The 23,417-nt window shown below is 63.9% G+C and carries 26 protein-coding genes; 13 read left to right on the forward strand and 13 right to left on the reverse strand.

What is annotated here, in order from left to right; translation table 11 throughout:
* Nucleotides 1-241: 241 nt before the first annotated feature.
* From lptB to lptC, 3 genes are read right to left on the reverse strand one after another with little or no spacing between them, the layout of a single operon-like run.
* Complete coding sequence (gene lptB / locus FJV80_RS04585) at nucleotides 242-1,060, reverse strand: LPS export ABC transporter ATP-binding protein (RefSeq protein WP_010911489.1); 819 nt, start codon at nucleotides 1,058-1,060, stop codon at nucleotides 242-244.
* The gene (locus tag FJV80_RS04590) at nucleotides 1,060-1,659 is read right to left on the reverse strand and encodes an LptA/OstA family protein (RefSeq protein WP_095772487.1); all 600 of its coding nucleotides are present in this window, start codon (nucleotides 1,657-1,659) and stop codon (nucleotides 1,060-1,062) included. Before FJV80_RS04590 ends, lptB begins: the two co-directional genes overlap by 1 nt.
* Nucleotides 1,646-2,359 carry an LPS export ABC transporter periplasmic protein LptC gene (lptC, locus tag FJV80_RS04595; RefSeq protein ID WP_142875655.1) on the reverse strand — a complete coding sequence of 238 codons (714 nt, stop codon included), beginning with the start codon at nucleotides 2,357-2,359 and terminating at the stop codon, nucleotides 1,646-1,648. Before lptC ends, FJV80_RS04590 begins: the two co-directional genes overlap by 14 nt.
* A gap of 356 nt (nucleotides 2,360-2,715) precedes the next feature.
* Between lptC and sppA the strand changes: the two genes are divergently transcribed.
* From sppA to FJV80_RS04615, 4 genes are all read left to right on the forward strand, one after another.
* Nucleotides 2,716-3,672, forward strand: a complete 957-nt coding sequence (gene sppA / locus FJV80_RS04600) for a signal peptide peptidase SppA (protein ID WP_142875656.1) — start codon at nucleotides 2,716-2,718, stop codon at nucleotides 3,670-3,672.
* Between the two features lie 80 nt (nucleotides 3,673-3,752).
* Nucleotides 3,753-4,037, forward strand: a complete 285-nt coding sequence (locus FJV80_RS04605; RefSeq protein ID WP_006200394.1) for an integration host factor subunit beta — start codon at nucleotides 3,753-3,755, stop codon at nucleotides 4,035-4,037.
* A 30-nt stretch (nucleotides 4,038-4,067) separates the two neighbouring features.
* A complete protein-coding gene (locus tag FJV80_RS04610; RefSeq protein WP_095772484.1) occupies nucleotides 4,068-4,436 on the forward strand; it encodes a DUF1049 domain-containing protein in 369 nt (122 codons plus the stop codon).
* A 37-nt stretch (nucleotides 4,437-4,473) separates the two neighbouring features.
* Nucleotides 4,474-5,439 carry an ornithine cyclodeaminase family protein gene (locus FJV80_RS04615; RefSeq protein ID WP_142875657.1) on the forward strand — a complete coding sequence of 322 codons (966 nt, stop codon included), beginning with the start codon at nucleotides 4,474-4,476 and terminating at the stop codon, nucleotides 5,437-5,439.
* On the opposite strand, the gene FJV80_RS04620 is transcribed toward FJV80_RS04615, so the two are convergent.
* The 3 genes from FJV80_RS04620 to FJV80_RS04630 form a co-directional block, all read right to left on the reverse strand.
* Nucleotides 5,429-5,872, reverse strand: a complete 444-nt coding sequence (locus tag FJV80_RS04620; RefSeq protein ID WP_095787065.1) for an EVE domain-containing protein — start codon at nucleotides 5,870-5,872, stop codon at nucleotides 5,429-5,431. The two genes, FJV80_RS04615 and FJV80_RS04620, sit on opposite strands and share 11 nt — an antisense overlap.
* The gene (locus FJV80_RS04625; protein ID WP_142875658.1) at nucleotides 5,869-6,261 is read right to left on the reverse strand and encodes a VOC family protein; all 393 of its coding nucleotides are present in this window, start codon (nucleotides 6,259-6,261) and stop codon (nucleotides 5,869-5,871) included. The genes FJV80_RS04620 and FJV80_RS04625 overlap by 4 nt, the downstream gene beginning before the upstream one ends.
* A 77-nt stretch (nucleotides 6,262-6,338) precedes the next feature.
* A complete protein-coding gene (locus FJV80_RS04630) occupies nucleotides 6,339-7,028 on the reverse strand; it encodes a YafY family protein (RefSeq protein ID WP_142875659.1) in 690 nt (229 codons plus the stop codon).
* A 146-nt stretch (nucleotides 7,029-7,174) separates the two neighbouring features.
* Here FJV80_RS04630 and FJV80_RS04635 point away from each other — a divergent pair, with 146 nt between their 5' ends.
* From FJV80_RS04635 to FJV80_RS04665, 7 genes are all read left to right on the forward strand, one after another.
* Complete coding sequence (locus FJV80_RS04635) at nucleotides 7,175-7,615, forward strand: DUF1772 domain-containing protein (RefSeq protein WP_246688900.1); 441 nt, start codon at nucleotides 7,175-7,177, stop codon at nucleotides 7,613-7,615.
* Between the two features lie 102 nt (nucleotides 7,616-7,717).
* Nucleotides 7,718-8,803 (forward strand): class I SAM-dependent rRNA methyltransferase, encoded by a 1,086-nt coding sequence (locus tag FJV80_RS04640; RefSeq protein WP_095787068.1) that lies wholly within the window; start codon nucleotides 7,718-7,720, stop codon nucleotides 8,801-8,803.
* Nucleotides 8,804-9,661, forward strand: coding sequence for an RNA methyltransferase (locus tag FJV80_RS04645; protein ID WP_095772477.1), 858 nt, complete (start codon nucleotides 8,804-8,806; stop codon nucleotides 9,659-9,661). It begins immediately after the preceding gene.
* A 13-nt stretch (nucleotides 9,662-9,674) separates the two neighbouring features.
* On the forward strand, nucleotides 9,675-10,172 hold the full coding sequence (gene lspA / locus FJV80_RS04650; RefSeq protein ID WP_095772476.1) for a signal peptidase II: 498 nt from the start codon (nucleotides 9,675-9,677) through the stop codon (nucleotides 10,170-10,172).
* Nucleotides 10,173-10,229: 57 nt separating this feature from the next.
* Complete coding sequence (locus tag FJV80_RS04655) at nucleotides 10,230-11,219, forward strand: MDR family oxidoreductase (RefSeq protein WP_095772475.1); 990 nt, start codon at nucleotides 10,230-10,232, stop codon at nucleotides 11,217-11,219.
* A gap of 142 nt (nucleotides 11,220-11,361) precedes the next feature.
* Nucleotides 11,362-13,650, forward strand: a complete 2,289-nt coding sequence (locus FJV80_RS04660; protein WP_142875661.1) for a PAS domain-containing hybrid sensor histidine kinase/response regulator — start codon at nucleotides 11,362-11,364, stop codon at nucleotides 13,648-13,650.
* A 287-nt stretch (nucleotides 13,651-13,937) separates the two neighbouring features.
* On the forward strand, nucleotides 13,938-14,813 hold the full coding sequence (locus FJV80_RS04665; RefSeq protein WP_246688906.1) for a GNAT family N-acetyltransferase: 876 nt from the start codon (nucleotides 13,938-13,940) through the stop codon (nucleotides 14,811-14,813).
* Nucleotides 14,814-14,884: 71 nt separating this feature from the next.
* On the opposite strand, the gene FJV80_RS04670 is transcribed toward FJV80_RS04665, so the two are convergent.
* Nucleotides 14,885-15,517, reverse strand: coding sequence for a trimeric intracellular cation channel family protein (locus FJV80_RS04670; RefSeq protein ID WP_095772472.1), 633 nt, complete (start codon nucleotides 15,515-15,517; stop codon nucleotides 14,885-14,887).
* Between the two features lie 102 nt (nucleotides 15,518-15,619).
* Nucleotides 15,620-16,252 (reverse strand): nucleotide exchange factor GrpE, encoded by a 633-nt coding sequence (gene grpE / locus FJV80_RS04675; RefSeq protein ID WP_095772471.1) that lies wholly within the window; start codon nucleotides 16,250-16,252, stop codon nucleotides 15,620-15,622.
* Between the two features lie 237 nt (nucleotides 16,253-16,489).
* Here grpE and FJV80_RS04680 point away from each other — a divergent pair, with 237 nt between their 5' ends.
* The gene (locus FJV80_RS04680; protein WP_095787072.1) at nucleotides 16,490-16,690 is read left to right on the forward strand and encodes a hypothetical protein; all 201 of its coding nucleotides are present in this window, start codon (nucleotides 16,490-16,492) and stop codon (nucleotides 16,688-16,690) included.
* Nucleotides 16,691-16,770: 80 nt separating this feature from the next.
* A complete protein-coding gene (locus FJV80_RS04685) occupies nucleotides 16,771-17,793 on the forward strand; it encodes a fatty acid desaturase (protein WP_095787073.1) in 1,023 nt (340 codons plus the stop codon).
* Between the two features lie 47 nt (nucleotides 17,794-17,840).
* Here FJV80_RS04685 and FJV80_RS04690 read toward each other — a convergent pair whose 3' ends face one another.
* The 5 genes from FJV80_RS04690 to FJV80_RS04710 form a co-directional block, all read right to left on the reverse strand.
* On the reverse strand, nucleotides 17,841-18,461 hold the full coding sequence (locus tag FJV80_RS04690; protein WP_095772468.1) for a DJ-1/PfpI family protein: 621 nt from the start codon (nucleotides 18,459-18,461) through the stop codon (nucleotides 17,841-17,843).
* A gap of 184 nt (nucleotides 18,462-18,645) precedes the next feature.
* Nucleotides 18,646-20,253, reverse strand: a complete 1,608-nt coding sequence (locus FJV80_RS04695) for a GMC family oxidoreductase N-terminal domain-containing protein (RefSeq protein WP_142875663.1) — start codon at nucleotides 20,251-20,253, stop codon at nucleotides 18,646-18,648.
* 96 nt (nucleotides 20,254-20,349) lie between these two features.
* Nucleotides 20,350-20,880 (reverse strand): DUF934 domain-containing protein, encoded by a 531-nt coding sequence (locus FJV80_RS04700; protein WP_142875664.1) that lies wholly within the window; start codon nucleotides 20,878-20,880, stop codon nucleotides 20,350-20,352.
* Between the two features lie 109 nt (nucleotides 20,881-20,989).
* Nucleotides 20,990-21,760 (reverse strand): phosphoadenylyl-sulfate reductase, encoded by a 771-nt coding sequence (locus FJV80_RS04705; protein ID WP_142875665.1) that lies wholly within the window; start codon nucleotides 21,758-21,760, stop codon nucleotides 20,990-20,992.
* The gene (locus FJV80_RS04710) at nucleotides 21,735-23,405 is read right to left on the reverse strand and encodes a nitrite/sulfite reductase (RefSeq protein ID WP_142875666.1); all 1,671 of its coding nucleotides are present in this window, start codon (nucleotides 23,403-23,405) and stop codon (nucleotides 21,735-21,737) included. The genes FJV80_RS04705 and FJV80_RS04710 overlap by 26 nt, the downstream gene beginning before the upstream one ends.
* Nucleotides 23,406-23,417 lie beyond the last annotated feature (12 nt).

Consider the following 23,417-nt stretch of genomic DNA (forward strand, 5'->3'; position numbering starts at 1 on the left):
AACGCCTCCTCTACGCGTCCGCGCCTCCCGAAACGAATTCGGCAGCCGGCCATAAAAACTGGCCCGGCTTTTGCTTGTCAAGGCAAAGCCTAGCAAAAGCCGCTTACCGGAGCGTTATCTCGGAGCAAAATCGCGAAAAATCAGCCCGCGACACGCAAAAAATCGTGCCAGGAAACAAATTTCACGCCTAAGGCAAATTTCCGGAAACGATCCTCCGGCCGGAATTGCATGAGAAAAAAGGTCAGAGCGTAAAGCCCTCGCCGAGGTAAAGCCGCCGCACATCCGGGTTCGCCACCACCTCGTCGGCGCGGCCATGGGTCAGCACCTGGCCGGCATGGATGATGTAGGCACGGTCGATCAGCCCGAGCGTCTCGCGCACATTGTGGTCGGTGATGAGGACACCGATGCCGCGCGCCGTCAAATGGCGCACAAGCTGCTGGATATCGGCGACGGCGATCGGGTCGATGCCGGCAAAGGGCTCGTCGAGCAGCATGTAGGCCGGGCGCGTCGCCAGCGCGCGTGCGATTTCCAGGCGCCGCCGCTCGCCGCCGGAGAGCGACATGGATGGCGCCTTGCGCAGATGGCTGATGTGGAATTCCTCAAGCAGTTCGTCGAGATTGCGCTCGCGCACCTTGCGATCCTTTTCGACCACTTCGAGCACGGCGCGGATATTCTGCTCGACATTGAGGCCTCGGAAGATCGACGCCTCCTGCGGCAGATAGCCGATACCGAGGCGCGCGCGACGATACATCGGCATCGAGGTGACGTCGAAACCGTCGATCTCGATCGTGCCTTCATCCACCGGCACAAGGCCGGTAACCATGTAGAAACAGGTGGTCTTGCCGGCGCCGTTTGGGCCGAGCAGCCCGACGGCCTCGCCAGCGCGCACGCCGAGCGTGACGCCGCTGACCACCTTGCGGCCCTTGTAGCTCTTGGTCAGGCCCTTGGCGATCAAGGTTCCCTTGAACTTCGTCTTGTCGACGGTGATCGTGGCCGGAGCCGAAACCTTGGCTGCGGCACGTCCCGGAAGACGCGCCGTCAGCGATGACAGGCTGGCCATCAGGGGTTCGTCGCTCCCGCCTTTGGCGCATCCGATTTCGGCGGGGTCATCGACATGATGACACGTCCCCCGCAACCATCGACATTGGCCAGGCCAGTCTTCATTTGCACGGTCAGCTTGCAGCCCTTGAGCACGTTGGGGCCCTGCGACAGCACCACTTCCTTGCCGGACAGGACCAGCACCTGCGTCTTCATGTCGAAGGTGCCATTGTCGCCGGTCGCAACCTGGTCATCCGACTTGATGTAGACCTTGCTGCTGACTTCGAGGTGATCGATATTGGCGGAGCCGGTCATCGCGGCACCCGCCGCTTCGGTACCCTTGGCGGCCGCGTTGGGATCCTTGACGTAATACACCATCATCTTGCCGGCCTTGAGCAGGGTTGGCCCCTGGACGACGGTGACGTTGCCGGTGAACACGGCAACGTTCTCGGCCTGCCGCACCTCCAGCTTGTCGCTTTCGATCTGGATTGGCTTGTCGCCGGACAATTTGAGCCCGGACACCTGGCTGCTGGCACCCGACTGCGCCACCGACGGCACAAGGCCCAGCAGGAGCAGCACCGAAGTTGCGGCCGCAAGCCGTGTCGAACTATTGTGCCACATTCGATTCTTCGCCCTTTGCCTCAGCCGCCTTCACGCTGGCGGGATCGATGTTGACGCGCACCCTCTTCTCGAACACCAGGATCTTGCCATTGTCCTGGACCGACAGGGAATCCGCTGTGATTTGCGACCCGCCACTGCTGACGTCGACGGGGTCGTCCGTCTTCATAGTGCCTTTGCCCATGTCGAGGAAGACCGATTTGAACTTGGCTTGCATGCCGTCGGTCGTGGTGATCATGACGTCGCTGGTCATTTTCATCGTATTGCCGTCGCGATCGTAGATACCGTGCGAGGCTTTGATGGCAGCGACATTGTCCGGCCCGACCGGCACCTTGGCGTCTATGCCTTCGAGCTCGATGATGCCTTGCGTGCTGACATCCTGGATCGCCCGCAGGGCTGTCATCGAATAGGGCTGCTTCTGCTTGGTGAAACCGTTGAGCTTGGGATTGGCCATCACCAGCTTGCCGTTGGAAAAGGCGGCGCCTTCCGACTGCACCGCGACCGAGACGGGGGCGGCCAGATAGGAATAGATCGGGAAGGCGACGGCGATCAGCGCCGCGACCAGGGGCACGGCGAATTTGAGCACGCGCACGCGCCGCGAATGACGTTGGGCGCGGTCGAACGCATCGCCCCTCGTCCAGCCATCCGCCGGGGGAGCCAACGCCGTCTCGGGGCTGGTCGGTTCATTCGATCGCGCTAACATGACTGCTTTCTTCTAGACCCTGCCCGCCAAGGAACACCGCCTATAGGTGGGGGGCCGGCACTCTCAAGCAAGCACAAGCCCACGAAAACCGCAAAAATGTGACAACTGTGGTTGTACAAACGAAAACGAGGTCGGCACAACAGCCGGTACTTCATAGCAGAAATGGGCGCGCCTGCGCCTTTTTTTCATCACCGCTGTTCTTCCCCTTACCTCGCGTGCCTTGCACAGGCCAGTCACAAAAAGGACAGTGTTTGGATCGCCGCGGGCGATTGCCGCGCCACAGGCAAGCGGAACTGCTTCCCGATGACGACATCATGGTCTAAAAGCGTCTCTTCCCGCCGACTGTGAGGCTGACCATGGCATTGAGAGCCGACGACCTGATCGACCGCCGCCGTTTGCGGCGCAAGCTGACATTCTGGCGTGTTGCGGCCATCGGCATCGTGGCCCTCGGAGTGATCGCGCTGTCGGCCTGGTTCTATCGCGACGATCTCGGCGGCTCGGCTGTCGACCATATCGCCAAGGTCAGGATCGAAGGCACGATCACCGAGGACGAGGACCTGATCAAGCGTCTGGAAGACATCCGCAAGTCGTCGAAGGTGAAGGGCGTGATCCTCGCGATCGATTCACCCGGCGGCACCACCGTCGGCGGTGAATCGATCTATGAGGAGGTGCGCAAGGTAGCCGCCGACAAGCCGGTTGTGGCCGAAGTCGGCACGCTCGCCGCATCGGCCGGCTATATGATCGCAAGTGCGGCCGATCACATCGTCGCCCGCAAGACCTCGATCGTCGGCTCGATCGGCGTGCTGATCCAGTATCCCGACGTCAGCGGCCTGATGGACAAGCTCGGCATCAAGCTGGAGGAGGTGAAATCCTCGCCGCTCAAGGCTTCGCCTTCTCCTTTCAAGCCGACCAATGACGACGAGCGCGCCATGGTCCGCAAGCTCATCCTCGACAGCTACGACTGGTTTGTCGGCATCGTCGCCGAACGCCGCAAGATGACCCACGAACAGGCGCTGGCGCTGGCCGACGGATCGATCTTTACTGGCCGCCAGGGTGTCACCAACGGGCTGATCGACGCCGTCGGCGGCGAAACCGAGGCGATCGACTGGCTGGCGACCAAGGGTGTCGACGCCAAGCTCAAGGTGGTCGAATGGAAGGATACGGAGCGGCGCGGCAGCTTCCTGTGGTCAAAAGCCATGGTAAAAACGGTGGGCAGCGCGCTTGGCCTGCCGGACTACAGCAGTGATGTCATCCACGAACTTGGCGCCGACCGCTTGTTTCTTGACGGCCTCGTTTCTGTCTGGCACCCTTGAGCGCGGTTTGGGACAGCTGAAAAAGCCAATAAAATCATCCTCATAATTTCGACCGAACTGCTTTCACGGGGACCCGTCTGATGATCAAGTCCGAACTTGTGCAGATTATTGCCACGCGCAATCCGCATCTTTTCCTGCGCGACGTCGAAAACATCGTCGGCGCGATCTTCGACGAGATCACCGACGCACTCGCCGAAGGCAACCGGGTCGAGTTGCGCGGATTCGGTGCCTTTTCGGTGAAAAACCGTCCCGCCCGTACCGGCCGCAACCCGCGCACCGGCGAATCCGTCGAGGTCGAGGAGAAATGGGTGCCGTTCTTCAAGACCGGCAAGGAACTGCGCGAAAGGCTGAACGGCGGCAAGTAGGCGCAGCGCCAACTTCCGACGGAAAACATAATGCTCAATCGTTTCATGCTCATCGTGGTCTTCGTGCCCCTGGCGATCATCCTGATCGCGCTGGCCGTCGCCAACCGCGAACTCGTCGCCTTCACGCTGGATCCGTTCAATCCCGGCAATCCGAAGCTGACGCTCACCTTGCCGCTGTTCATTTTCCTGTTCCTGGCGCTTGCCATCGGCATGATCGTCGGCAGCCTGGCGACCTGGGTCAAGCAGGGCCGCTACCGCAAACTGGCGCGCCAGCGCGGCGTCGAGGCGGAAAACCTGCGCCAGGCGGTCAGCCGCGCGCCATCAGCGCCGCAGGGATCAGCCCAAGGACAGGCCCAAGGGTCGGCCCAAGGGTCGGCATTGCCAAAGCCGACCAGTTGATGGGCCGGCCGGCGCCTTTCGTTCCGCGGAGCTGTTCATGCTGACCATTTCGGCCGCCGAGGTCGACCGCGCGCTGACCTTTCCCGGACTGGTCGAGACGTTGCGCGCGGCATTCCGCGAAGGTGCGGTGCAGCCGGTCAGGCATCATCACGCTGTCGAACGGCCCGATGGTGCCGCCTCGACCTTGCTGCTGATGCCGGCATGGACCGATTTCAACGCCGCCGGCACGTCTTCCGGCGGCCATATCGGCGTCAAGATCGTCACCGTCTCGCCCGACAACAACGCCATCGGCAAGCCCGCCGTGATGGGGCTCTATCTCCTGCTCAATGGCGCGACAGGCGAACCGGAAGCCCTGATCGACGGCCAGCGGCTGACGCAATGGCGCACCGCCTGCGCCTCGGCGCTGGCGGCTTCCTACCTTGCCCGCGACGACGCCTCGCGGCTGCTTGTGGTCGGCGCGGGCGCCCTGTCGCCGTTCCTCGCCAAGGCGCATTCGGCCGTGCGGCCGATCAAAACCATCCGCATATGGAACCGCACCCCGGCAAACGCCGAGAAAGTCGCGGCCGATTTGCGCGCCGATGGCTTTGCGGCCAGCACCGCGACCGACCTCGATACCGAGCTTGGTGAGGCCGATATCGTTTCCTCGGCGACGATCACCACCACGCCGCTGATCAAGGGCGCTCTGTTGCGGCCAGGCACCCATGTCGACCTGGTCGGCGGCTTCACCCCGACGATGCGTGAAAGTGATGACGACGCCATCGCCCGCGCCCGCGTCTATGTCGACACCCGCGCCGGCGCCACCAAGGAAGCCGGCGACATCGTCCAGCCGCTGGCCTCGGGCGTGCTGAAGACGGACGCCATCGTCGCCGACCTGCACGAACTGGCGCGCGGCCGGAAAAAGGGCCGAGAGAGCGCCGACGAGATCACGCTGTTCAAATCGGTCGGCGCGGCACTCGAGGACCTCGCCGCGGGCATTGCCGTCTACAAGGCTCTCAGGCCCTAGCTTCTGCAAGTTTCCTTGCAGCACCCATCGCCTCTGCGATCAGACGAAAATCGTGATCGGTGATTTCGAACAGGCCAAAGCGCAGCTGATATCCCCAGTTCGACTTGCCGGCGGTGAAGTCCAGCCGTTCGAGCAACGGCTTGATCGGCGCTTCTTCAGCCGCCATCCACTCGACATCGCGCCGGAACGGCGTGAAGCCGCCGCCCATGTCGCCCTGATAGGGTTCTCCTTCCCGCACCGTGCCGATTGCCGTGAATGCCTGCAGGCCGTCTTTTTCGCGCAAAACTGTGGTCGGCGAATAGTAGACGATGCCGTCGCCGGGCTTGACGCGACGCAGCGGCGCCGCCTTGCCGTGATTGACCTGCATGAAACCGTCCTTTCGGCCGCGCCGGACATGTTCGGCCGACGCAACGGCGATCCAATACGCGCTCATTTCTGCTCTCCATCGGCCTGTTGCCCGTCGGACAGCCAGTAGACGCGCAGGCGGTGGTTGTCGGGATCGAGCGCAACGAAAGTGCGGCCGAAATCCATGTCGGTCGGCGTCTGCAGGATCTTCAAGCCACGTCCGGACCAGTCGGCGTGGGTTGCGTCGACCGCATCCGGCGTCTCCAGCGCAAACACGATCTCGGCGCCGCCACCGGCCGCGGCCGCCGGCTCGACCGTATGGCGCGACCACAGGCCGAGCTTGAAGCCGTTGTCGAGCACGAACAGCACGAAGGTCGGCGCGCTTTCGAGCGGCTCGCGCCCCAGCAGCGCGCTGTAGAAGGCACCGCTCTTGAGCGGCTGGTCGACATAGAGAATGACGAAATTCGGGCTTGCCATGACTGCTCTCCAAGCTGTTTCAACGTTTCGACTTGGCTGATATAGGGCAAGCTACTGTCAGATTCTGGCAGTAGGCATCATGGCCCGCGCGGCTTGTCGAGCGTTGCCCGCCACTCCTTGAGCAGCGCCTGGCGGCGACGCGGATAGCGCGCATCGACGGCGTCGAGGCCGGATATGCGATCGGCGCGAAAATGCCGGAAATCCTGTCGCATCTCGCACCACGCCACCACCACCCGCACCTTGTCGAAGAAGCCGAGCGCGAACGGCCAGACGATACGTTGCGAAGCAGCACCACCGGCATCGCGATAGAGAAAACCGAGCTTGCGTTCGTGGCGGATGGCCTGCCGCACGACGCCAAGATCTATGCCTTCAATGGCCGTCATCTGCGGCCCGACCAACAGGGTCGAGGCATCGAGATCCTCGCGCAGATCCTCCGGCAGCACGGCCGCGATCTTGGCCAGCGCATTGGCGGCAGCGGCCGCAAGACGCTGGTCCGGCTGCTTGGCAACCCAGCGCGAACCGAGCACGATGGCTTCGATCTCCTCGTCGCTGAACATCAGCGGCGGCAGCATGAAGCCGGGCTTGAGCACATAACCCAGCCCTGCCTCGCCCTCGATCGGCGCGCCCTGCCCCTGCAGCGTGGCGATATCGCGGTAGAGCGTGCGGATCGAAATCCCGAGCTCATCGGCCAGCGCCTGCCCGCTCACCGGCCGGCGGTGCCGGCGCAGCGACTGGATCAGGTCGAGCAGGCGTTCGGAGCGGGACATCAATGGCAATCCGTTGGCGACGAACGATAGGGCCGCCATGCTTGGCGCCGCAAGCGGCTTGATGGCTCGGAACTCCTCGGACGAGGGACCGTTGTTCCGGCATGCAGATATACGGTTTCCTGCTGTTCTGGTCTGTGCTGACTGCCATGGTCGCCGCACTCAGCCTCGGGCCGTCTTTCGCCCACGTCCTGGAATCGGCACCCCGGCTCACCCAGTGGTCGCCGGCCCTTTGGCGCGAGACCACCGTTTTCAACGGCCAGTTCCTGCTCTTCGCGGTGATTGGCGCGCCGCTGGACATCGCGGCAATCGCCTGCCCCGGACTGCTGGCCTGGCTGCTGCGCGAGGATCGCCCGGCGTTCTGGTTCGCGCTCGTAGCCGCCTTGCTCTACGCGCTGTCGCTCGTGTTATGGTTCGTTCTCGTCAAACCGGCCAATGATGTCCTCGCCACCTGGGTGCCGGGCCCGATCCCGGATGGTTTCGAAGCCATCCGGCTGCGTTGGGAAACCGGCCACATGGCCGTCACGGCATTCAAAACCGCCGGCTTCATTTCGCTGGCTCTCGCCCTGCTTGCGATCAGGCGCGGCTGAACCGCCCGCCACCGCTCCGCCGTCGCAATGTCGCGCGGGTTTTGTTGCGCGGAAGGGCATAGCTGTGGCAGAAGCGGGCCGAACCGCCGGAGATGCTGCTTCTTGAAGTCTTTTCGCGACAAACGCCGCGACGGCCGCCCGCCCGCGAAAGACGGCGCGCAACAGGCGCGTGCGCACGACAATCGTGGTGCGGCAAGGTCGGAGGCAAGGCCACGGGAAAAGCAGGCCGGCAGCCCGGACAGCCAGCCCGCACCGAATTCCGCCCCGCGCATCCTTGCCCGCCGTGACGGCGCCCTGCCCGCCGAGCAGCTTCCGCTGATTCTCGAAGTAGCGCCGAATGCCGATTATGCGCTGCTCGACAGCGGCGCCGGCCAGAAACTCGAACAATATGGCCCCTACCGCATCGTGCGGCCCGAGGGCCAGGCGATCTGGCAGAAGGCCTTGCCGGCGAGGGACTGGGAGCGTGCCGACGCCATCTTCACCGGTGACACCGACGAAGAGGGCATCGGCCGCTGGCGTTTCCCGAAGATGCCGCTCGGCGAGACCTGGCCGATGAAGCATGACGGCATCGATTATCTCGGCCGTTTCACCTCGTTTCGCCATGTCGGCGTCTTTCCCGAACAGGCCTCGCACTGGGACCACATGGCCGGGCTGATCGCGGCGGCCAGGCGGCCGGTCAAGGTGCTGAACCTGTTCGGCTATACCGGCCTCGCCTCATTGGTGGCGGCCCGCGCCGGCGCCGAGGTCACCCATGTCGATGCCTCGAAGAAGGCGATCGGCTGGGCGCGTGAAAACCAGGAGATGGCCGGGCTGGGCAGCAAGCCGATCCGCTGGATCGTCGACGACGCGGTGAAATTCGCCGAGCGCGAGGAGCGCCGCGGCAGCCGCTATGACATCATCCTGTTCGACCCGCCGGCCTATGGCCGTGGCCCCAAGGGCGAGGTCTGGCAATTGTTCGAGGATCTGCCTGCCCTGACCGATCTCTGTCGCGCGATCCTGACGCCGAAGCCGCTTGCCGTGGTGTTGACCGCCTATTCGATCCGCGCCTCCTTCTTCGCCATCCACGCTTTGATGCGCGACACGTTCGCCGGCATGGGCGGCAGGGTTGAATCGGGTGAGCTGATCATTCGCGAAAAGTCCGCTGGCAGGGCGCTTTCGACCTCATTGTTTTCGCGTTGGGTGGCCTGAATGAACGAACGGCATGTGGGCGCACCTGGCCAGGTGAAGGAAGTCACCAGCCTCGCCAATCCGCTGATCAAGGACATCAAGGCACTCGCCCTGAAGAAATTCCGCGACCAGCAGAACGCCTTCATGGCGGAGGGGCTGAAGCTGGTCATCGATGCGCTCGACCTGGGCTGGCAGATCAGGACGCTTGTGTTCGCCAAGGCCGGGCGCGGCAACCCGGCGGTGGAAAAGGTCGCCGCGCGCACGGTTGCCGCCGGCGGCACGGTGCTCGAAGTCTCGGAAAAAGTGCTTGTCGCCATCACCCGCCGCGACAATCCGCAAATGGTGGTCGGCGTCTTCTCGCAAAAATTCCTGGCGCTGAAGGACATCCGCGCCGACAATGGCGATGTCTGGGTGGCGCTCGACCGGGTGCGCGACCCCGGCAATCTGGGCACCGTCATCCGCACCGTCGATGCCGTCGGCGCCAAGGGTGTCATCCTGGTCGGCGACACAACGGACCCGTTTTCCGTGGAGACGGTGCGCGCCACCATGGGTTCGATCTTCGCCGTGCCGGTGGCGAAGGCAACGACCGAGGCCTTCCTTGCCTGGCGCGGCGGATTTTCTGGCCTTGTCGCCGGCACGCATCTGAAGGGTGCGGTCGACTACCGCTCGGTCGATTTTTCCCGTGGGCCTGTGCTGCTGATGATGGGCAATGAGCAACAGGGCCTGCCTGAAAGCCTGGCAGCGAGTTGCGACCGGCTGCTCAGGATCCCGCAAGCGGGCCGCGCCGATTCGCTCAATCTCGCCGTCGCCACCGGCATCATGCTGTTCGAGATCCGGCGCGGCGCGCTGAGGCTCGAACCAATCGCCGACCAGCAATGAAGGTTGCCCGCCCGTGAGATCATGGTCCCCCTACGCGCTGCTCGTCGTCGCGGCCATCGCGCTCGATCAGTGGATCAAGCATCTGGTCGAGGCCGGCCTGCCCTTCCAGGAAAAGCTCGATCTGGTGCCGTTCCTGGCGCTGTTTCGCACCTACAACACCGGTATCGCCTTCTCGATGTTCTCCTCCTTCGGCGATACCGGCCTGGTGGTCATCGCCGTTATGGTCGTGGCTTTCGTGCTCTACCTCGCCACCCGCACGCCATCGGGCCATGTCATCGCCCGCACCGGCTTTGCCCTGATCACCGGCGGCGCGCTGGGCAATCTGATCGACCGTGCCGTCTACGGCCACGTCATCGACTACATCTTGTTCCACACGCCGGTCTGGTCCTTTGCCATCTTCAACCTCGCCGACGCCTTCATTTCCGTGGGCGCGGCACTGGTCGTCTTCGACGAACTCATCGGCTGGCGTCGCGAGCCCAAAGCTTCGAACGCCAAATCTTCCAAAGATTGACCCCACGCGGCCATCGCCGCACAGTCAAGGACGCCAAGCAAGTTCGCGGAGAAAAAGATGTCCGAAACCTTCAAAGCCATCCTCGTCTCGCGCGACGCCGACAAGAAACAGTCGGTCGCCGTGACGGATCTCACCGAAGCCGACCTGATGGAGGGTGACGTCACCGTCGCGGTCGAGGCGACGACGGTGAACTACAAGGATGGGCTGGCCATTACGGGCAAGGCGCCGGTGGTCCGCCGCTGGCCGCTGGTGCCGGGCATCGACTTCGCCGGAACGGTCATCTCGTCCTCCAATCCCGACTGGCGCAAGGGAGACAAGGTCATCCTGAATGGCTGGGGTGTCGGCGAGACGCATTTCGGCGCCTATGCCGGGCGTGCCCGCGTCAAGGGCGACTGGCTGGTTCCGCTGCCGGAAGGCATCAGCGCCCATGACGCGATGGCGGTCGGCACCGCCGGCTATACCGCCATGCTCTGCGTCATGGCGCTGGAGCGGCACGGCATCCTGCCTGATCGCGGCCCGGTGGTGGTGACGGGTGCAGCCGGCGGCGTCGGTTCGGTCGCGGTCTCCATCTTGTCCAGCCTCGGGTACCACGTCATTGCGTCGACCGGACGCAATGCGGAAAGCCCCTATCTGATAAATCTCGGCGCCGCCGAGGTGATCTCGCGTGACGAGCTCAGCCAGCCCGCCAAACCGCTGGCCAAGGAACGCTGGGCCGGCGGCATCGATTCGGTCGGCAGCCACACGCTGGCCAATGTGCTGTCGATGACCTCCTATGGCGGCGCGGTCGCGGCCTGCGGCCTGGCCGGCGGCATGGATCTGCCGTCGAGCGTCGCCCCCTTCATCCTGCGCGGCGTCTCGCTGCTCGGCATCGATTCGGTGATGGCGCCGAAGGCCGTGCGCCTCGAGGCCTGGCGGCGCATCGGCACCGATCTCGACCTGCAGAAGCTCGCCAGCCTGTCCACGACCATCGGCTTCGACAATATCATCGATGCCGCGCGCGACATCGTCGACGGCAAGATCCGCGGTCGCGTCGTCGTCGACATGTAAGCCCGCCTCGCGGGCTCCAGCCAGCGGATGGATCGCCTAATCCGGTGGCGAATCCGCCGCTGCCGGGACAAAAACGCCTATCCGCTAAAATTCGAACGATCCGCCGCAATTTTCCATAATCTCTGTCTGGCAAGGGTTTCGCATGATCGCGGAATCCGACAGCCGACAGGCAAACAAGGGCGACGATGTCGATGCGGTTGCGGGGCCCCCCCCCCCCCCCCCCCCCCCCCCCCCCCCCCCGCTGGTGCCCGAGCAACAATTGGTCAGGCGGGAAGGCCTGCCGCTGCTCACCTTCGTCGCCATCCTGGTCCTGGCGGGCCTCGCGCATCTGACCGGGGCGCCGATCTTCATCAGCCTCGCCTTGCTGGCAACCGGCCTCGCCGGCCTGGCCATGCATTTCCATGCCAGACGCAGCGCCCACCGCACCGTGGTAATGCTGGACGAGACCACCGCCCGAAGCCGCGCCGAAATCGAGACGCTGGCCGACCGCATGTGGGAAATGCAGGAAAGCGAGGAGCGCTTTCGCGGTCTCATCGATGCGCTGGGCGACCTCGTCATCCATCGCGATCGCGACGGCCACATCGTCTATGCCAACAAGGTGTTCGCCGATCTGGTCGAAGCCGATCAGCGCGATCTTGCCGGCAAGACCCTGGCCGAACTTGGCATCGAGGTCGGCATCGTCCCCGATGCCGCCTTTTCCGACCATGAGTGCCTCAGTTCCACCGATGTCGCCATCCGCACGCCAAGCGGCCCGCGCTGGTTCTCCTGGATCGAACTGTCGGTGCGCGACAAGGACAGCGGCACGGCATCGCATCGCGCCATCGCCCGCGACATCACTGCCCGCAAGCGCGCCGAATCCTCGCTCATCACCGCGCGCGAGCGCGCCGAATACGCAAGCCAGGCCAAATCGCGCTTCCTCGCCACGGTCAGCCATGAAATCCGCACGCCGATGAACGGCATCATGGGCATGGCCAGGCTGCTCGCCGACACCAGCCTATCGCCGGAACAGCAGACCTATGTCGGCGCCATCTCGACCTCGGCCAGCGCCCTGCTCGCCCTGATCGAGGACCTGCTCGACTATTCCAAGATCGAGGCCGGTCGCTTCGATCCGGAACCGCAGCCCATGTCGGTGCGCGAGATCGCCGACAACATCATCGAATTGCTCGCCGCCCGCGCCTTCGCGAAGGGTATTGGCCTCGGCTGCCACGTCGAACCGGATGTACCGCAATTGATCACAGCCGATCCAGGCCGGGTCAGGCAGGTGCTGCTCAATCTGATCGGCAACGCCATCAAGTTCACCGACGGCGGCGGCGTGCTGGTCAGCATCGCGCGCGCCCGCACCGAGACCAGCGACCGCATCTGCTTCACCATCACCGACACCGGTCCCGGGCTGCGCGAAGAGGACATGGAGCGTATCTTCGAGGAGTTCGAACAGGCCGACGGCACCTCGACGCGCGCACATGGCGGAGCGGGGCTCGGACTTGCCATCTCCAAGCGACTGGTGGCTGCCATGGGTGGCACGATTTCGGTGTCCAGCCGGCTTGGCCAAGGGTCGGAATTCGTCTTCGAAATCCCGGCCACGGAGGCCACCGAGGCGCCTCAGGGCCGGCAGAACGTGCTTGCCGGCAGGCGCGCGGTGATCCTGTCCAGGAACGCCGTCGAGGCAGACGCCATCGCCCGCACCATCCGCGCCAATGGCGGCGCGGCCGCCATCGCCACCACGGTGGCACAGGCCGCCTCCTTCGCCGATGGCTGCGACGTGGTTCTGGTCGACGCGGCCATGGAGGAGAGCGATGGGAGAGTGCTCAAACGGTTGCGCCAAGTCGGCTTTTTGGATTGCGAAGCCGTTACGCTGATCGCACCGACCGACCGCGGCCTGCTTGGCGAATTCCGCGCCAGCGGCTACGCGACCTTCCTGGCCCGGCCGGTGCGCGGTGGAACACTTTTGCGTGTTCTTTTGACCAGCCATGCGCCGGCCCTTGCCCAGCCGCAGCCGGAAAAGCGCCGCACCCCTGCGCTGCGCGCTTCAAGCGACCGCCAGTTGGGCTTGTCCGTGCTGATCGCCGAGGACAACGACATCAATGCCATGCTGGCCCGCGCCACGCTGTTGAAGGCGGGGCACCGCGTCAAGGTAGTCGGCAATGGCAAGGCCGCCGTCGAGGCCGTCACCAGCGCCGGGCACAAGCACCGCTTCGACGTGGTGCTGATGGACCTGCATATGCCGGTCATGGACGGGCTGGATGCCATTGCCGCGATCCGCCGCCATGAGGAAGAGACATCGGCGCCGCCCGTGCCGATCATGGTGCTGTCGGCCGACAGCCAGGAAAAGACGCGCCATGCGGTGCTTGCCCATGGCGCCAGCGGCTTCGTCACCAAGCCCCTCGACCCGGATGCGCTCGTCAACGCCGTCGAGGGCCAGGTTGCGGCCTGATCCGCTTTTTTCCAGCTGGGCGGCTGATGCACGCCAACCCAAAGAGGCCCCGATTTATCGAGGGCGACCCCCATGAAAACAAGGGTTTGAAGCGCGGCGAGTTGATCCGTGCAAACGAAAGGCGCCTCGCTCCTCCTCACCTAACGTAGCCGGTTGACCGTTTTCGCCAGCCGACGAAGTATTGCCCGCGACGCCTTATCACGGTACTGTCACAATCCTGTTGCACCTACACCGTATCCCCGTGCCAAGAGGGATGGCTCGAAGGAGAATCACTCGTGCATACAGTTATGCCGGAATGTGACACTCGGCCGAACGCCAGCAGCGCCTTGCTCGGCGGGCGTAATGTCGATTCCGTCGTAAAGGGCGCAGCACTCGGCCGTATTGGCAATCTCGAAGTGCGGCTCGCCCGCAACGAGGCCGAGATCGCGGCCGCGCAGGAAGTGCGCTACCGCGTATTCTATGACGAGCTTGGCGCCCGCAAGGACCTGTTCCAGGCGCAGGACCGCCGCGACGCCGACCGATTTGATCCGCTTTGCGATCATCTGCTCGTCTTCGACAATTCGATTTCCGGCCCCGAACACCGCCGCATCGTCGGCACTTACCGGCTGCTGCGGCAAGAAATCGCGGCCGCCGCCGGGGGCTTCTATTCCGAAGGCGAATTCGAGCTGACCAAGCTCATCGCCCGCCATCCCGGCCAGCGTTTCCTCGAGCTCGGCCGATCCTGCGTTTTGCCGGAATACCGCTCGAAGCGCACCATCGAGGCGCTGTGGCAAGGCATCTGGGCCTATATCAATCACTACGAAATCGGCGTGATGACCGGCTGCGCTTCCTTCCACGGTACCGTGCCGGCGGCGCATGCCGAGGCGCTCACCTATCTCGCCCATCACTGCCGCACCAATTCGGCCTGGGACGTGCGCGCGGTGTCCGGGCGCTATTGTTCCATGGACCTGATGCCGATCGAGGCGGTCAACACCAAGGCGGCGATCGCGGCGATGCCGCCTCTGGTGAAGGGCTATCTGAGGGTCGGCGCCCGCATCGGCGACGGCTGCGTCATCGACTGCGAATTCTCGACCGTCGATGTCTTCGTGGTGATGCCGGTCAAGGAGATCGGCGCCCGCTACGTCAATTACTATGGCGGGGAAGCGCAGCGCTTTGCGGCGTAAGGGCAGCAGGCAAGACGCTACGATTCACGCTTCGCTGACTACTCACTACTGACTACTCCCTATTCCCTTCCTTACGGAATATCCTCCGGCCGCCGGCCTGGCCGGCTCCTGTATGACGGAAACGACCAGCCGAAACGCAGCGCGCCGCCGCGCACGGCGAGCGCCACGACGAAGCCGGCCAACCCCGAGACGATCTGGGGCAATCCGGCGACGTCGCCAAATGTGAAGATGGCGGCGCCCGCCAGAGCGGCCGTGACGTAGATCTCCGGCCTCAGCAGCACCGATGGTTCGCCGGCAAGCAGATCGCGCAATATGCCGCCGAAGGTCGCGGTCAGCATGCCAGTGATGATAGAAACCACCGGCGAACCGGTGATTGCCAGGCCCTTGGCCGCACCCATCACTGAAAAAGCGGCCAGCCCGATGGCGTCGAGCCACAACAGCAGCTTGTAGCGGGATTCGACGCGATGCGCGGTGAAGAAGACAAGGATCGCCACCACCGCGCAGATCAGCACATAGTCGCGGTTTCCAACCCAGAAGACCGGCACGTTGAGGATGAGGTCACGAAACGTGCCGCCGCCAATGCCGGTGACGCTAGCAAGGAACAGGAAACCGATAATGTCGAGTTGCTTTCGCGAAGCAGCCAACGCCCCGGTCGCCGCAAAAACAGCGACGCCGGCATAGTCGAGAAGGGCGATGGGATGCATGGCGGTAAGGGAGTAGGCTTAGGGATTAGGAATTGGGCTTATGCATAGCACGAAGCCGCACGATTGATACGACTGCCTTATTCCCTACTGCCCTACCCCTAACTACGCATCCTTCTCCGCCTGCTCATTCACCGGCCCCGGCTCGACCGGCGCCTCGGCGGCAATCTTCGGGCCGCCCTTGGCGACGCCGACCATGGCCGGACGCAGCACGCGCTCGCCGATCGAATAGCCCGGCTGCACGACCTGGACGACGGTGTTGGCCGGGACATCGGGATTGGGCACTTCGAACATGGCCTGGTGGAAATTGGGATCGAACTTCTCGCCTTCCGGCGCGAGCTTCTTGACCCCATGCCGTTCCAGCGCCGACAGCATCGCGCGCTCGGTCAGGTCGACGCCTTCGATCAGCGCCTTGAAGCCGGCGTCGCCCGAGGCCTTCGCCTCCGCCGGAATGGCGTCCAGCGCGCGGCGCAGATTGTCCGAGACCGACAGCATGTCGCGGGCGAAATTCGCAACCGCATAGGTGCGCGCGTCGTGTACGTCGCGCGCGGTGCGGCGGCGCAGGTTCTCCATCTCGGCCGCGACGCGCAGCGCGCGGTCCTTCAGCTCTTCATTTTCCTTCAGCAGTCGCACAAGCGCTTCATAGTCGCCATCGATGCTGCCTTCCGTCCGCTCGGCATTGGCCTCGGTCGCCTCGGCTTCACTGGGCGCGCGTTCGTCTTTTGCCTGGTCGCTCATAGCCGTTTCCCGTCATCTCGAATGGTATGGATTTTGTGCCCGATATCGAGGTTTGGCAGCCAAAAATCAAGGGGTAAGCGATCATTGAGCCTTGGGCCGGACCTGGGTCGTGATCAATGGCGATGCTTAGATTTTAATTCAAAGTTTACCGTACTTGCCGGCTTAGCTTGCCACGGAAGCGTGATGCGGGAACCATTCCCCTACTGGAGGAGTTTCGGAGCCGACACAGGATTTGACATGATGACCCGCAACAAGGCTGAAAAGGCAGAAAGGCTCGCCGCAGAAGTCAGGCGCCAGTTCGGTGCCGAGGCGATGACGCGTTTTCTGCGTACCTTGCCGGCCTTCCGTATCGAAACCGATACTCACGAACGCTTCAGGCAATTGCTCGACCGCCTCGATCGGGTCGAGGATGGCGGTACCAGATTGCGGCGGCAGTAGCTCTTTACGCGACAATTACGCGCAGTAATTTTGCGTGATGGCTGCCTTGCGGTAGCCACATGCCGTGCCTATGCTTCCTGATGAACATGATTTCCCCCGATGCGGTCGCCAACAGCAAGCGTGCCTGGTTGAAGGTCCTGGCGCGCTACAAGAAGCCGGACCGGCGACGCAGCGCCGTCGAACTCGCCATCACCCTCATCCCGTTCGCCACGCTGTGGGCGCTCTCCTCGGCTGCCTATGCCTATGGCCATTGGTGGGGGCTGATCCTGATCCTTCCGGCAGCGGGGTTCCTGGTGCGCATCTTCATGATCCAGCATGATTGCGGCCATGGGTCCTTCTTCGCCAACCGCTATGCCGACGACTGGATCGGCCGCGCGCTCGGCGTCCTGACGCTGACGCCCTACGATTGCTGGCGGCGCGCCCACGCGACACATCATGCCAGCGCCGGCAATCTCGACGAGCGCGGCATGGGTGACATCACGACGCTGACCGTTGCCGAATACCGGCAATTGTCCTGGCGCGGGCGCCTCGCCTACCGCCTTTATCGCCATCCACTGGTGATGTTCGGGCTTGGACCCATCTGGCTGTTCATCTTCTCGCAAAGGCTGCCCATCGGCATGATGCGCGGCGGCCTGACGCCCTGGGTGTCGTCGATGACCACCAATCTCGCCATCGCGCTAGCGGCGGCCCTGCTTATCTGGACCGTCGGTCCCGGTGCGTTCCTGGTCGTCCATCTGCCGATCGTCATTCTCGCCGGCTCGGCAGGCATCTGGCTGTTCTACGTCCAGCACCAGTTCGAGGAGACGGAATGGGCAAAGGATGACGACTGGGAGTTCCAGCATGCCGCCTTGCATGGCTCGTCCTATTACGACCTGCCGCCGGTGCTGAACTGGTTCACCGGCAATATCGGCGTTCATCACGTCCACCACCTCTCCGCCAAGGTGCCTTGCTACCGGCTGCAGGAAGTGCTGCGCGACTATCCGGAACTGCGCGGCATCGGTCGCGTCACGCTGCTCGACAGCCTGCGCTGCGTCAAACTGGCATTGTGGGACGAGAATCGCCGGAAGCTGGTGTCGTTCCGCGAGGCACGGGCGACGATGTAGAACGACGACCGCCGCGCCGTGGCGCGGCGGCGGAAGCAAACCCCTGTTCAGGCGGCCTGGCGCTCTTCGCGCATCAGGATCTCGCCATGGCGGATTTCGGTGCCAAGCACCTTCAGGCACTCACGGATGAAGTTGGACAGGCCCGGCCAACCCTTGGCCGACACCAGATTGCCGTCGACATGGGCGCCGGTCGGCGCGACGTCGATGTAGATGCCGCCGGCGAGCGTCACTTCCGGCTCGCAATAGTGGAGCGCCGCCACTTCCCTGCCCCGCACCACACCGTCGACCGCAATCAGGATCTGCACGCCATGGCAGATGGTGAAGATCGGCTTGCCGGCCTCGTGGAAATGCCGCACCAGCGCCTGCACCCGCTTGTCGATGCGGATGTATTCGGGACCGCGCCCGCCCGCCGCGTAGACGGCGTCATACTTGGCCGGGTCCACCTCGGAGAACGTCTTGTTGAGGATGTAGTCGTGGCCGGGCTTTTCCGTGTAGGTCTGGTGGCCTTCAAAATCGTGCAGCGAAGTCTTGAGGATATCACCGGCCTTCTTGTCCGGGCAGACGACATGCACGATGTGGCCGACGGCATGCATGGCCTGTTCAAAGACGAAAATCTCATACTCCTCGCTGAACTCGCCAACGAGCATCAATATCTTCTTGCCAGCCATTCCTGGTTCCTCCCTTGTGGCCATATTTATTTCGGGTCGCGAAATAATGTTCTCTATCCTAAGGGCAGGAGGGTCGCAGGGAAAGCGCAAATCGCCAAATTGGTATGACCAGTTTTCCGCCTTCTCGTCCGAAGGCGCTTCTCGGCAGACGAAAATAGCTTCGCTGGTTCGACCAGAGCCGCGGTCAGGCGGCGGCCTTGATCATGTCGGCCGCCTTCTCGGCAATCATGATGGTCGGAGCGTTGGTGTTGCCGCCGATCAGCGTCGGCATCACCGAGGCGTCGACGACCCGCAAGGCTTCAAGCCCGTGGACCCGCAATTGCGGATCGACCACCGCCAGGTCGTCGACGCCCATCTTGCAGGTGCCGGCCGGGTGATAGATCGTGTCGGCGCGGGCACGGATGTGGGACATCAACTCCGCGTCGCTCGAAACACCGGCGGTGTAGATTTCCTTGTGGCGATATCTGGCCAGCGCCGGCGCCTCCAGGATACCGCGCATCATCCTGACACCCTGGAGCAAAAGCCCGGCGTCGCGTTCGTCCGAAAGAAAGCGCGGATCGATGCGCGGTGGTGCCATGGGATCATGAGTCGACAGCCCGACCTCGCCGCGCGAATGTGGCCGCAGCACGCAGACATGGCAGGAAAAGCCATATCCCATATGCAGCTTGCGGCCATGATCATCCACGATCGCGATGCAGAAATGCAGTTGCAGGTCGGGCCGTTCCATCGCCGGATCGGATTTGAGGAAGGCACCGCCTTCGGCATAGGGCGTGGCGATCATACCGCCGCCATCTTTCCGCCAGCGCAGCATGTGCCGCAGCAGGCCAGGTAGGCCGCGCAGACCGATGCCCATCATGTCGGCATCCCTTGACGTCCAGCCCATGATGAAATCGAGGTGGTCTTGCAGGTTCTTGCCAACACCGGGCAGTTCATGAATGACCGGAATGCCATGCATGGCAAGCTCGGCGGCCGGGCCAATGCCCGACAGCAACAGGAGCTGAGGCGAACCGAAGGCGCCACCACAGACGATCACCTCGCGCCTGGCTTTCGCGACGGCTTCGCCCTTCCCCGCGCGATACCGCACGCCGGTGGCGCGCTTGCCATCGAGGATGACCGCCGTGGCATGCGCACCAGTGATGACGGTAAGGTTCGACCTGTTCATGGCCGGTCGCAGATAGGCAGCGGCCGCCGAGCAGCGCTCGCCATTACGACGTTCGCCCCAGAATTGCGTCACCTGGTAAAGTCCGGCACCTTCCTGTTCGACGCCGTTGAAATCATCGTTGCGGCGGATCTGGTTTTCGCCGCAGGCCTCGACAAAGGCCCGGGAGAGCGGACGTGGCTCTTGCTGCTCGGCAACCCGCAGCGGCCCCTCACCGCCATGCAGGGCATCAGCGCCGCGTTGATTGCCTTCAGCCCGCCGGAAATACGGCAGCACCTCGTCCCATGACCAGCCGTCGCAGCCGAGTTCGGCCCATTCGTCGTAATCGCCGCGGTGCCCGCGCGTATAGAGCATGGCGTTGATGGCGCTGGATCCGCCCAGCGCCTTGCCGCGCGGCTGGTAACCCTTGCGGCCGCCAAGGCCCTGCTGCGGCACCGTCTCGAACGCCCAGTTGTTGATCTTTGGCCGGCCCGGCAACAATGCAATGATGCCTGCCGGCGCGCGGATAAGCAGGTTGCTGCCCGCGCCGCCGGCTTCGATCAGGCAGACCGTTTTCGATGGATCTTCGGACAGCCGCGCGGCAAGCGTGCACCCGGCGGACCCGCCGCCGGCGATGACATAGTCGAAATCCATGACTTCCTCCCTCGCACCCGGCGGATGTTTCCGTCCGGATGACCAAGAGAAGGCTCGATTACGGCCTATGTAAAGATGGGTGGAATTACCCCAACGTCAGCTGCGAACGCGCCGCCAGGAATATTTCGGGCCCTTGGGCTCCGGCACGGCGGCTGGCTGGTAGTAAAGCCCCAAGCCGCCGGTGCGTTCCTCTTGCAGGCGCTTCAGCAGCACCGGGTTGGAAATCTCGAACTCGTCGAAGCCGAGACGCAGCATATGCGGCAACGGATCGACCAGCACTTGGCCGGTGGCGCGAACGGCACCCTCGAAGTGGTAGCGGCCGCGCAGCAGTTCGGCCTTGGAGAAGGAGCGCCCATCGCTGAAGGCCGGGAAGACCAGCGCCACCAGCGACAGCTGGTCAAGCAGGTCGGCTATCTTCTCGAGCTGATCGCCGGGCTGCAGCACCACGCCGAGCCGCTCCTTGGCGGACCGGCGCACCTCCGGATCAAGGTCGAGGAACGCCTGCAGCGGCAGGATGAAGCGGCCATTGCCCGAAAGCGCGTCGGCACTTTCGGCATGGGCCCACTCGTCCTCGCGAAAACCCTGCGGGGTCCAGAGCCGGGTCTCCGGTGTCGCCGTTTCGGTCATCAAAATTCCTAAAGTCCCAAGATCCAGGTCCGCTGAGAGCCCCTCCCGCACAAAACCGGCGGCCTCCGGGGAGGTCGCCGTTCGCAGGCCGGCTGGATATCAGCATACCCTATAGTGATGCGTCGGTCAGCGACTTCTCCAGTCCCGACAGGTGAATGCCGCACTCGGTCTTGGCATGACCGGCCCAGCGGCCGCTGCGCGCATCCTCGCCCGGCTGCACCGGTTGCGTGCACGGAAAGCAGCCGATCGACAGATAGCCATAAGCGACCAGCGGATTCTCGCGCAGCGCATGCGCCCGCATGTAGTCTGCCTGGTCCGAGGTCGTCCAGTGGGCCAGCGGATTGATGCGGATGCGCGGGCCGACCGCCTCGAACACCGGCAGCGCTGCCCGCGTCGAGGCCTGAAAACGCTTGCGGCCGGTGAACCAGGCGCGGAAGGGTGCCACGCCACGCGCCAGCGGCTCGACCTTGCGCACGTCGCAGCAGGCATCGGTGTTGCTCTGGTGCAGATTGCCCGTCGGGTCGATCCGCGCGAGCGCCGCCTCCTCGGGCTTGATGACCTGGATGTTGGTCAGCCCGAAATCGGCGACGAGCGCGTCGCGGTAGCCGAGCGTCTCTTCGAAATGCTTGCCGGTGTCGAGGAAGATGACCGGCAGCGTGCGGTCGATCTCGGCGATCATGTGCAGCAGCACGGCCGAATCCGCTCCGAAGGACGACACGGCTGATATCTCGTCGTGAAACAGTTCGCGGGCCGAGCGCTCGATGATCTCGAGCGGCTTCAGGTGGCCGTAGAGCGCGTCAAGTCCCGCCGCCTTGGCGGGGGGGCCCACGCCGTCATCGGCGTCGGCTATATGGTCAAGCGGCCTTGGTTTCGCCAGCATAGAGCGCCTCCTTGAACGGCGCGGGACCGACACGGCGGTAGGCGTCGATGAATTTTTCCTGAGGGTTGAGCCGAAGGCCGAGATAGGTCTCGACGATCTGCTCGATGGCGTCGGTGATCTCTTCCGACGAGAAGCCGCGGCCGATGATTTCGCCGACCGACGTGTTCTCGTCGGCCGACCCGCCCAGCGTCACCTGATAGAGCTCGGAGCCCTTCTTCTCGACGCCGAGGATGCCGATATGGCCGACATGGTGATGGCCGCAGGCATTGATGCAGCCGGAGATCTTCAGCTTCAGTTCGCCGATCTCGCGCTGCCGCTCCAGCGAGGCGAAACGTTGCGAGATTTCCTGCGCGATCGGGATCGAGCGTGCGGTGGCCAGCGCGCAATAGTCTAGGCCGGGGCACGAGATGATGTCCGATATCAAATTGGAGTTGGCCGTCGCCAGCCCGATATCGACCAGCGCGTCATAGACCGCCTTGAGGTCGGCGCGCGCCACATGCGGCAGGATCAGGTTCTGCTCATGGCTTACGCGCAGCTCGTCGAAGGCGTATTTTTCGGCGATGTCGGCGACTGCTTCCATCTGGCTGTCCGAAGCATCACCCGGCACCTCGCCGATGCCCTTGAGCGAGATCGTCACCGCCGCGTAGTCGGGATGGCGATGCGTCACCACATTCTGGTCGAGCCACTCCGAAAAGCCTTTGGAATCAAGACGCGCCAGCTTGACCGCCTGGTCGCCTTCCGGCCGATCGGTGAGCGCCGGCGGCGCGAAATAGGCTTGGATGGCGCGGATATCGGCATCCGGCAGCCTCAGCTCGGCGTCCTTCAACGCCTGCCACTCGGTCTCGACCTGGCGGGTGATTTCCTCGACGCCGGTCTCGTGCACCAGGATCTTGATGCGTGCCTTGTACTTGTTGTCGCGGCGGCCATAGAGGTTGTAAACGCGCAGGATCGCCGTGCAGTAGGACAGAAGATCGGCTTCCGGCAGGAAGTCGCGAATTTTCCTTGCCACCATCGGCGTGCGGCCCTGGCCGCCACCGACATAGACGGCGAAGCCAAGCTCGCCGGCGGCGTTCTTCTTCAGGTGCAGGCCGATATCATGCGTCTGGATGGCGGCTCGGTCGCGCTCTGCCCCGGTCACCGCGATCTTGAATTTCCTGGGCAGGAACGAGAATTCCGGATGCACCGAGGACCATTGCCGCAGGATCTCCGCATAGGGACGCGGATCGGCGACCTCGTCGGCGGCGGCGCCGGCGAAGTGGTCGGCGGTAACGTTGCGGATGCAGTTGCCGCTGGTCTGGATGGCGTGCATCTCGACGCTCGCCAGATCGGCCAGGATCGCCGGAATGTCCGACAGCGCCGGCCAGTTGAACTGGATGTTCTGGCGCGTGGTGAAATGGCCGTAGCCCTTGTCGTATTTGCGGGCGATGTGACCGAGCATGCGCAGCTGCTTGCCGTTCAGCGTGCCATAGGGCACCGCGATACGCAGCATATAGGCGTGCAGCTGCAGGTAGACGCCGTTCATCAGCCTTAGCGGCCGGAACTGGTCCTCTGATATCTCGCCGGACAGCCGGCGCTGGACCTGGTCGCTGAACTCGGCGACGCGGGCCTGGACAAAATCGTGGTCGAACTCATCGTAACGGTACATGCTTCGTCTTTC

Source organism: Mesorhizobium sp. WSM4310 (assembly GCF_007003935.1).
In the GTDB taxonomy this organism is placed as follows: domain Bacteria; phylum Pseudomonadota; class Alphaproteobacteria; order Rhizobiales; family Rhizobiaceae; genus Mesorhizobium.

Excerpts from the sequence above, each read along its gene's own strand:
- lptB (WP_010911489.1), bottom strand. The coding sequence starts at position 1,060 with ATGGCCAGCCTGTCATCGCTGACGGCGCGTCTTCCGGGACGTGCCGCA.
- FJV80_RS04590 (WP_095772487.1), bottom strand. The coding sequence starts at position 1,659 with ATGTGGCACAATAGTTCGACACGGCTTGCGGCCGCAACTTCGGTGCTG.
- lptC (WP_142875655.1), bottom strand. The coding sequence starts at position 2,359 with ATGTTAGCGCGATCGAATGAACCGACCAGCCCCGAGACGGCGTTGGCT.
- sppA (WP_142875656.1), top strand. The coding sequence starts at position 2,716 with ATGGCATTGAGAGCCGACGACCTGATCGACCGCCGCCGTTTGCGGCGC.
- FJV80_RS04605 (WP_006200394.1), top strand. The coding sequence starts at position 3,753 with ATGATCAAGTCCGAACTTGTGCAGATTATTGCCACGCGCAATCCGCAT.
- FJV80_RS04610 (WP_095772484.1), top strand. The coding sequence starts at position 4,068 with ATGCTCAATCGTTTCATGCTCATCGTGGTCTTCGTGCCCCTGGCGATC.
- FJV80_RS04615 (WP_142875657.1), top strand. The coding sequence starts at position 4,474 with ATGCTGACCATTTCGGCCGCCGAGGTCGACCGCGCGCTGACCTTTCCC.
- FJV80_RS04620 (WP_095787065.1), bottom strand. The coding sequence starts at position 5,872 with ATGAGCGCGTATTGGATCGCCGTTGCGTCGGCCGAACATGTCCGGCGC.
- FJV80_RS04625 (WP_142875658.1), bottom strand. The coding sequence starts at position 6,261 with ATGGCAAGCCCGAATTTCGTCATTCTCTATGTCGACCAGCCGCTCAAG.
- FJV80_RS04630 (WP_142875659.1), bottom strand. The coding sequence starts at position 7,028 with ATGTCCCGCTCCGAACGCCTGCTCGACCTGATCCAGTCGCTGCGCCGG.
- FJV80_RS04635 (WP_246688900.1), top strand. The coding sequence starts at position 7,175 with ATGGTCGCCGCACTCAGCCTCGGGCCGTCTTTCGCCCACGTCCTGGAA.
- FJV80_RS04645 (WP_095772477.1), top strand. The coding sequence starts at position 8,804 with ATGAACGAACGGCATGTGGGCGCACCTGGCCAGGTGAAGGAAGTCACC.
- FJV80_RS04655 (WP_095772475.1), top strand. The coding sequence starts at position 10,230 with ATGTCCGAAACCTTCAAAGCCATCCTCGTCTCGCGCGACGCCGACAAG.
- FJV80_RS04660 (WP_142875661.1), top strand. The coding sequence starts at position 11,362 with ATGATCGCGGAATCCGACAGCCGACAGGCAAACAAGGGCGACGATGTC.
- FJV80_RS04665 (WP_246688906.1), top strand. The coding sequence starts at position 13,938 with ATGCCGGAATGTGACACTCGGCCGAACGCCAGCAGCGCCTTGCTCGGC.
- FJV80_RS04670 (WP_095772472.1), bottom strand. The coding sequence starts at position 15,517 with ATGCATCCCATCGCCCTTCTCGACTATGCCGGCGTCGCTGTTTTTGCG.
- grpE (WP_095772471.1), bottom strand. The coding sequence starts at position 16,252 with ATGAGCGACCAGGCAAAAGACGAACGCGCGCCCAGTGAAGCCGAGGCG.
- FJV80_RS04680 (WP_095787072.1), top strand. The coding sequence starts at position 16,490 with ATGATGACCCGCAACAAGGCTGAAAAGGCAGAAAGGCTCGCCGCAGAA.
- FJV80_RS04685 (WP_095787073.1), top strand. The coding sequence starts at position 16,771 with ATGAACATGATTTCCCCCGATGCGGTCGCCAACAGCAAGCGTGCCTGG.
- FJV80_RS04690 (WP_095772468.1), bottom strand. The coding sequence starts at position 18,461 with ATGGCTGGCAAGAAGATATTGATGCTCGTTGGCGAGTTCAGCGAGGAG.
- FJV80_RS04695 (WP_142875663.1), bottom strand. The coding sequence starts at position 20,253 with ATGGATTTCGACTATGTCATCGCCGGCGGCGGGTCCGCCGGGTGCACG.
- FJV80_RS04700 (WP_142875664.1), bottom strand. The coding sequence starts at position 20,880 with ATGACCGAAACGGCGACACCGGAGACCCGGCTCTGGACCCCGCAGGGT.
- FJV80_RS04705 (WP_142875665.1), bottom strand. The coding sequence starts at position 21,760 with ATGCTGGCGAAACCAAGGCCGCTTGACCATATAGCCGACGCCGATGAC.
- FJV80_RS04710 (WP_142875666.1), bottom strand. The coding sequence starts at position 23,405 with ATGTACCGTTACGATGAGTTCGACCACGATTTTGTCCAGGCCCGCGTC.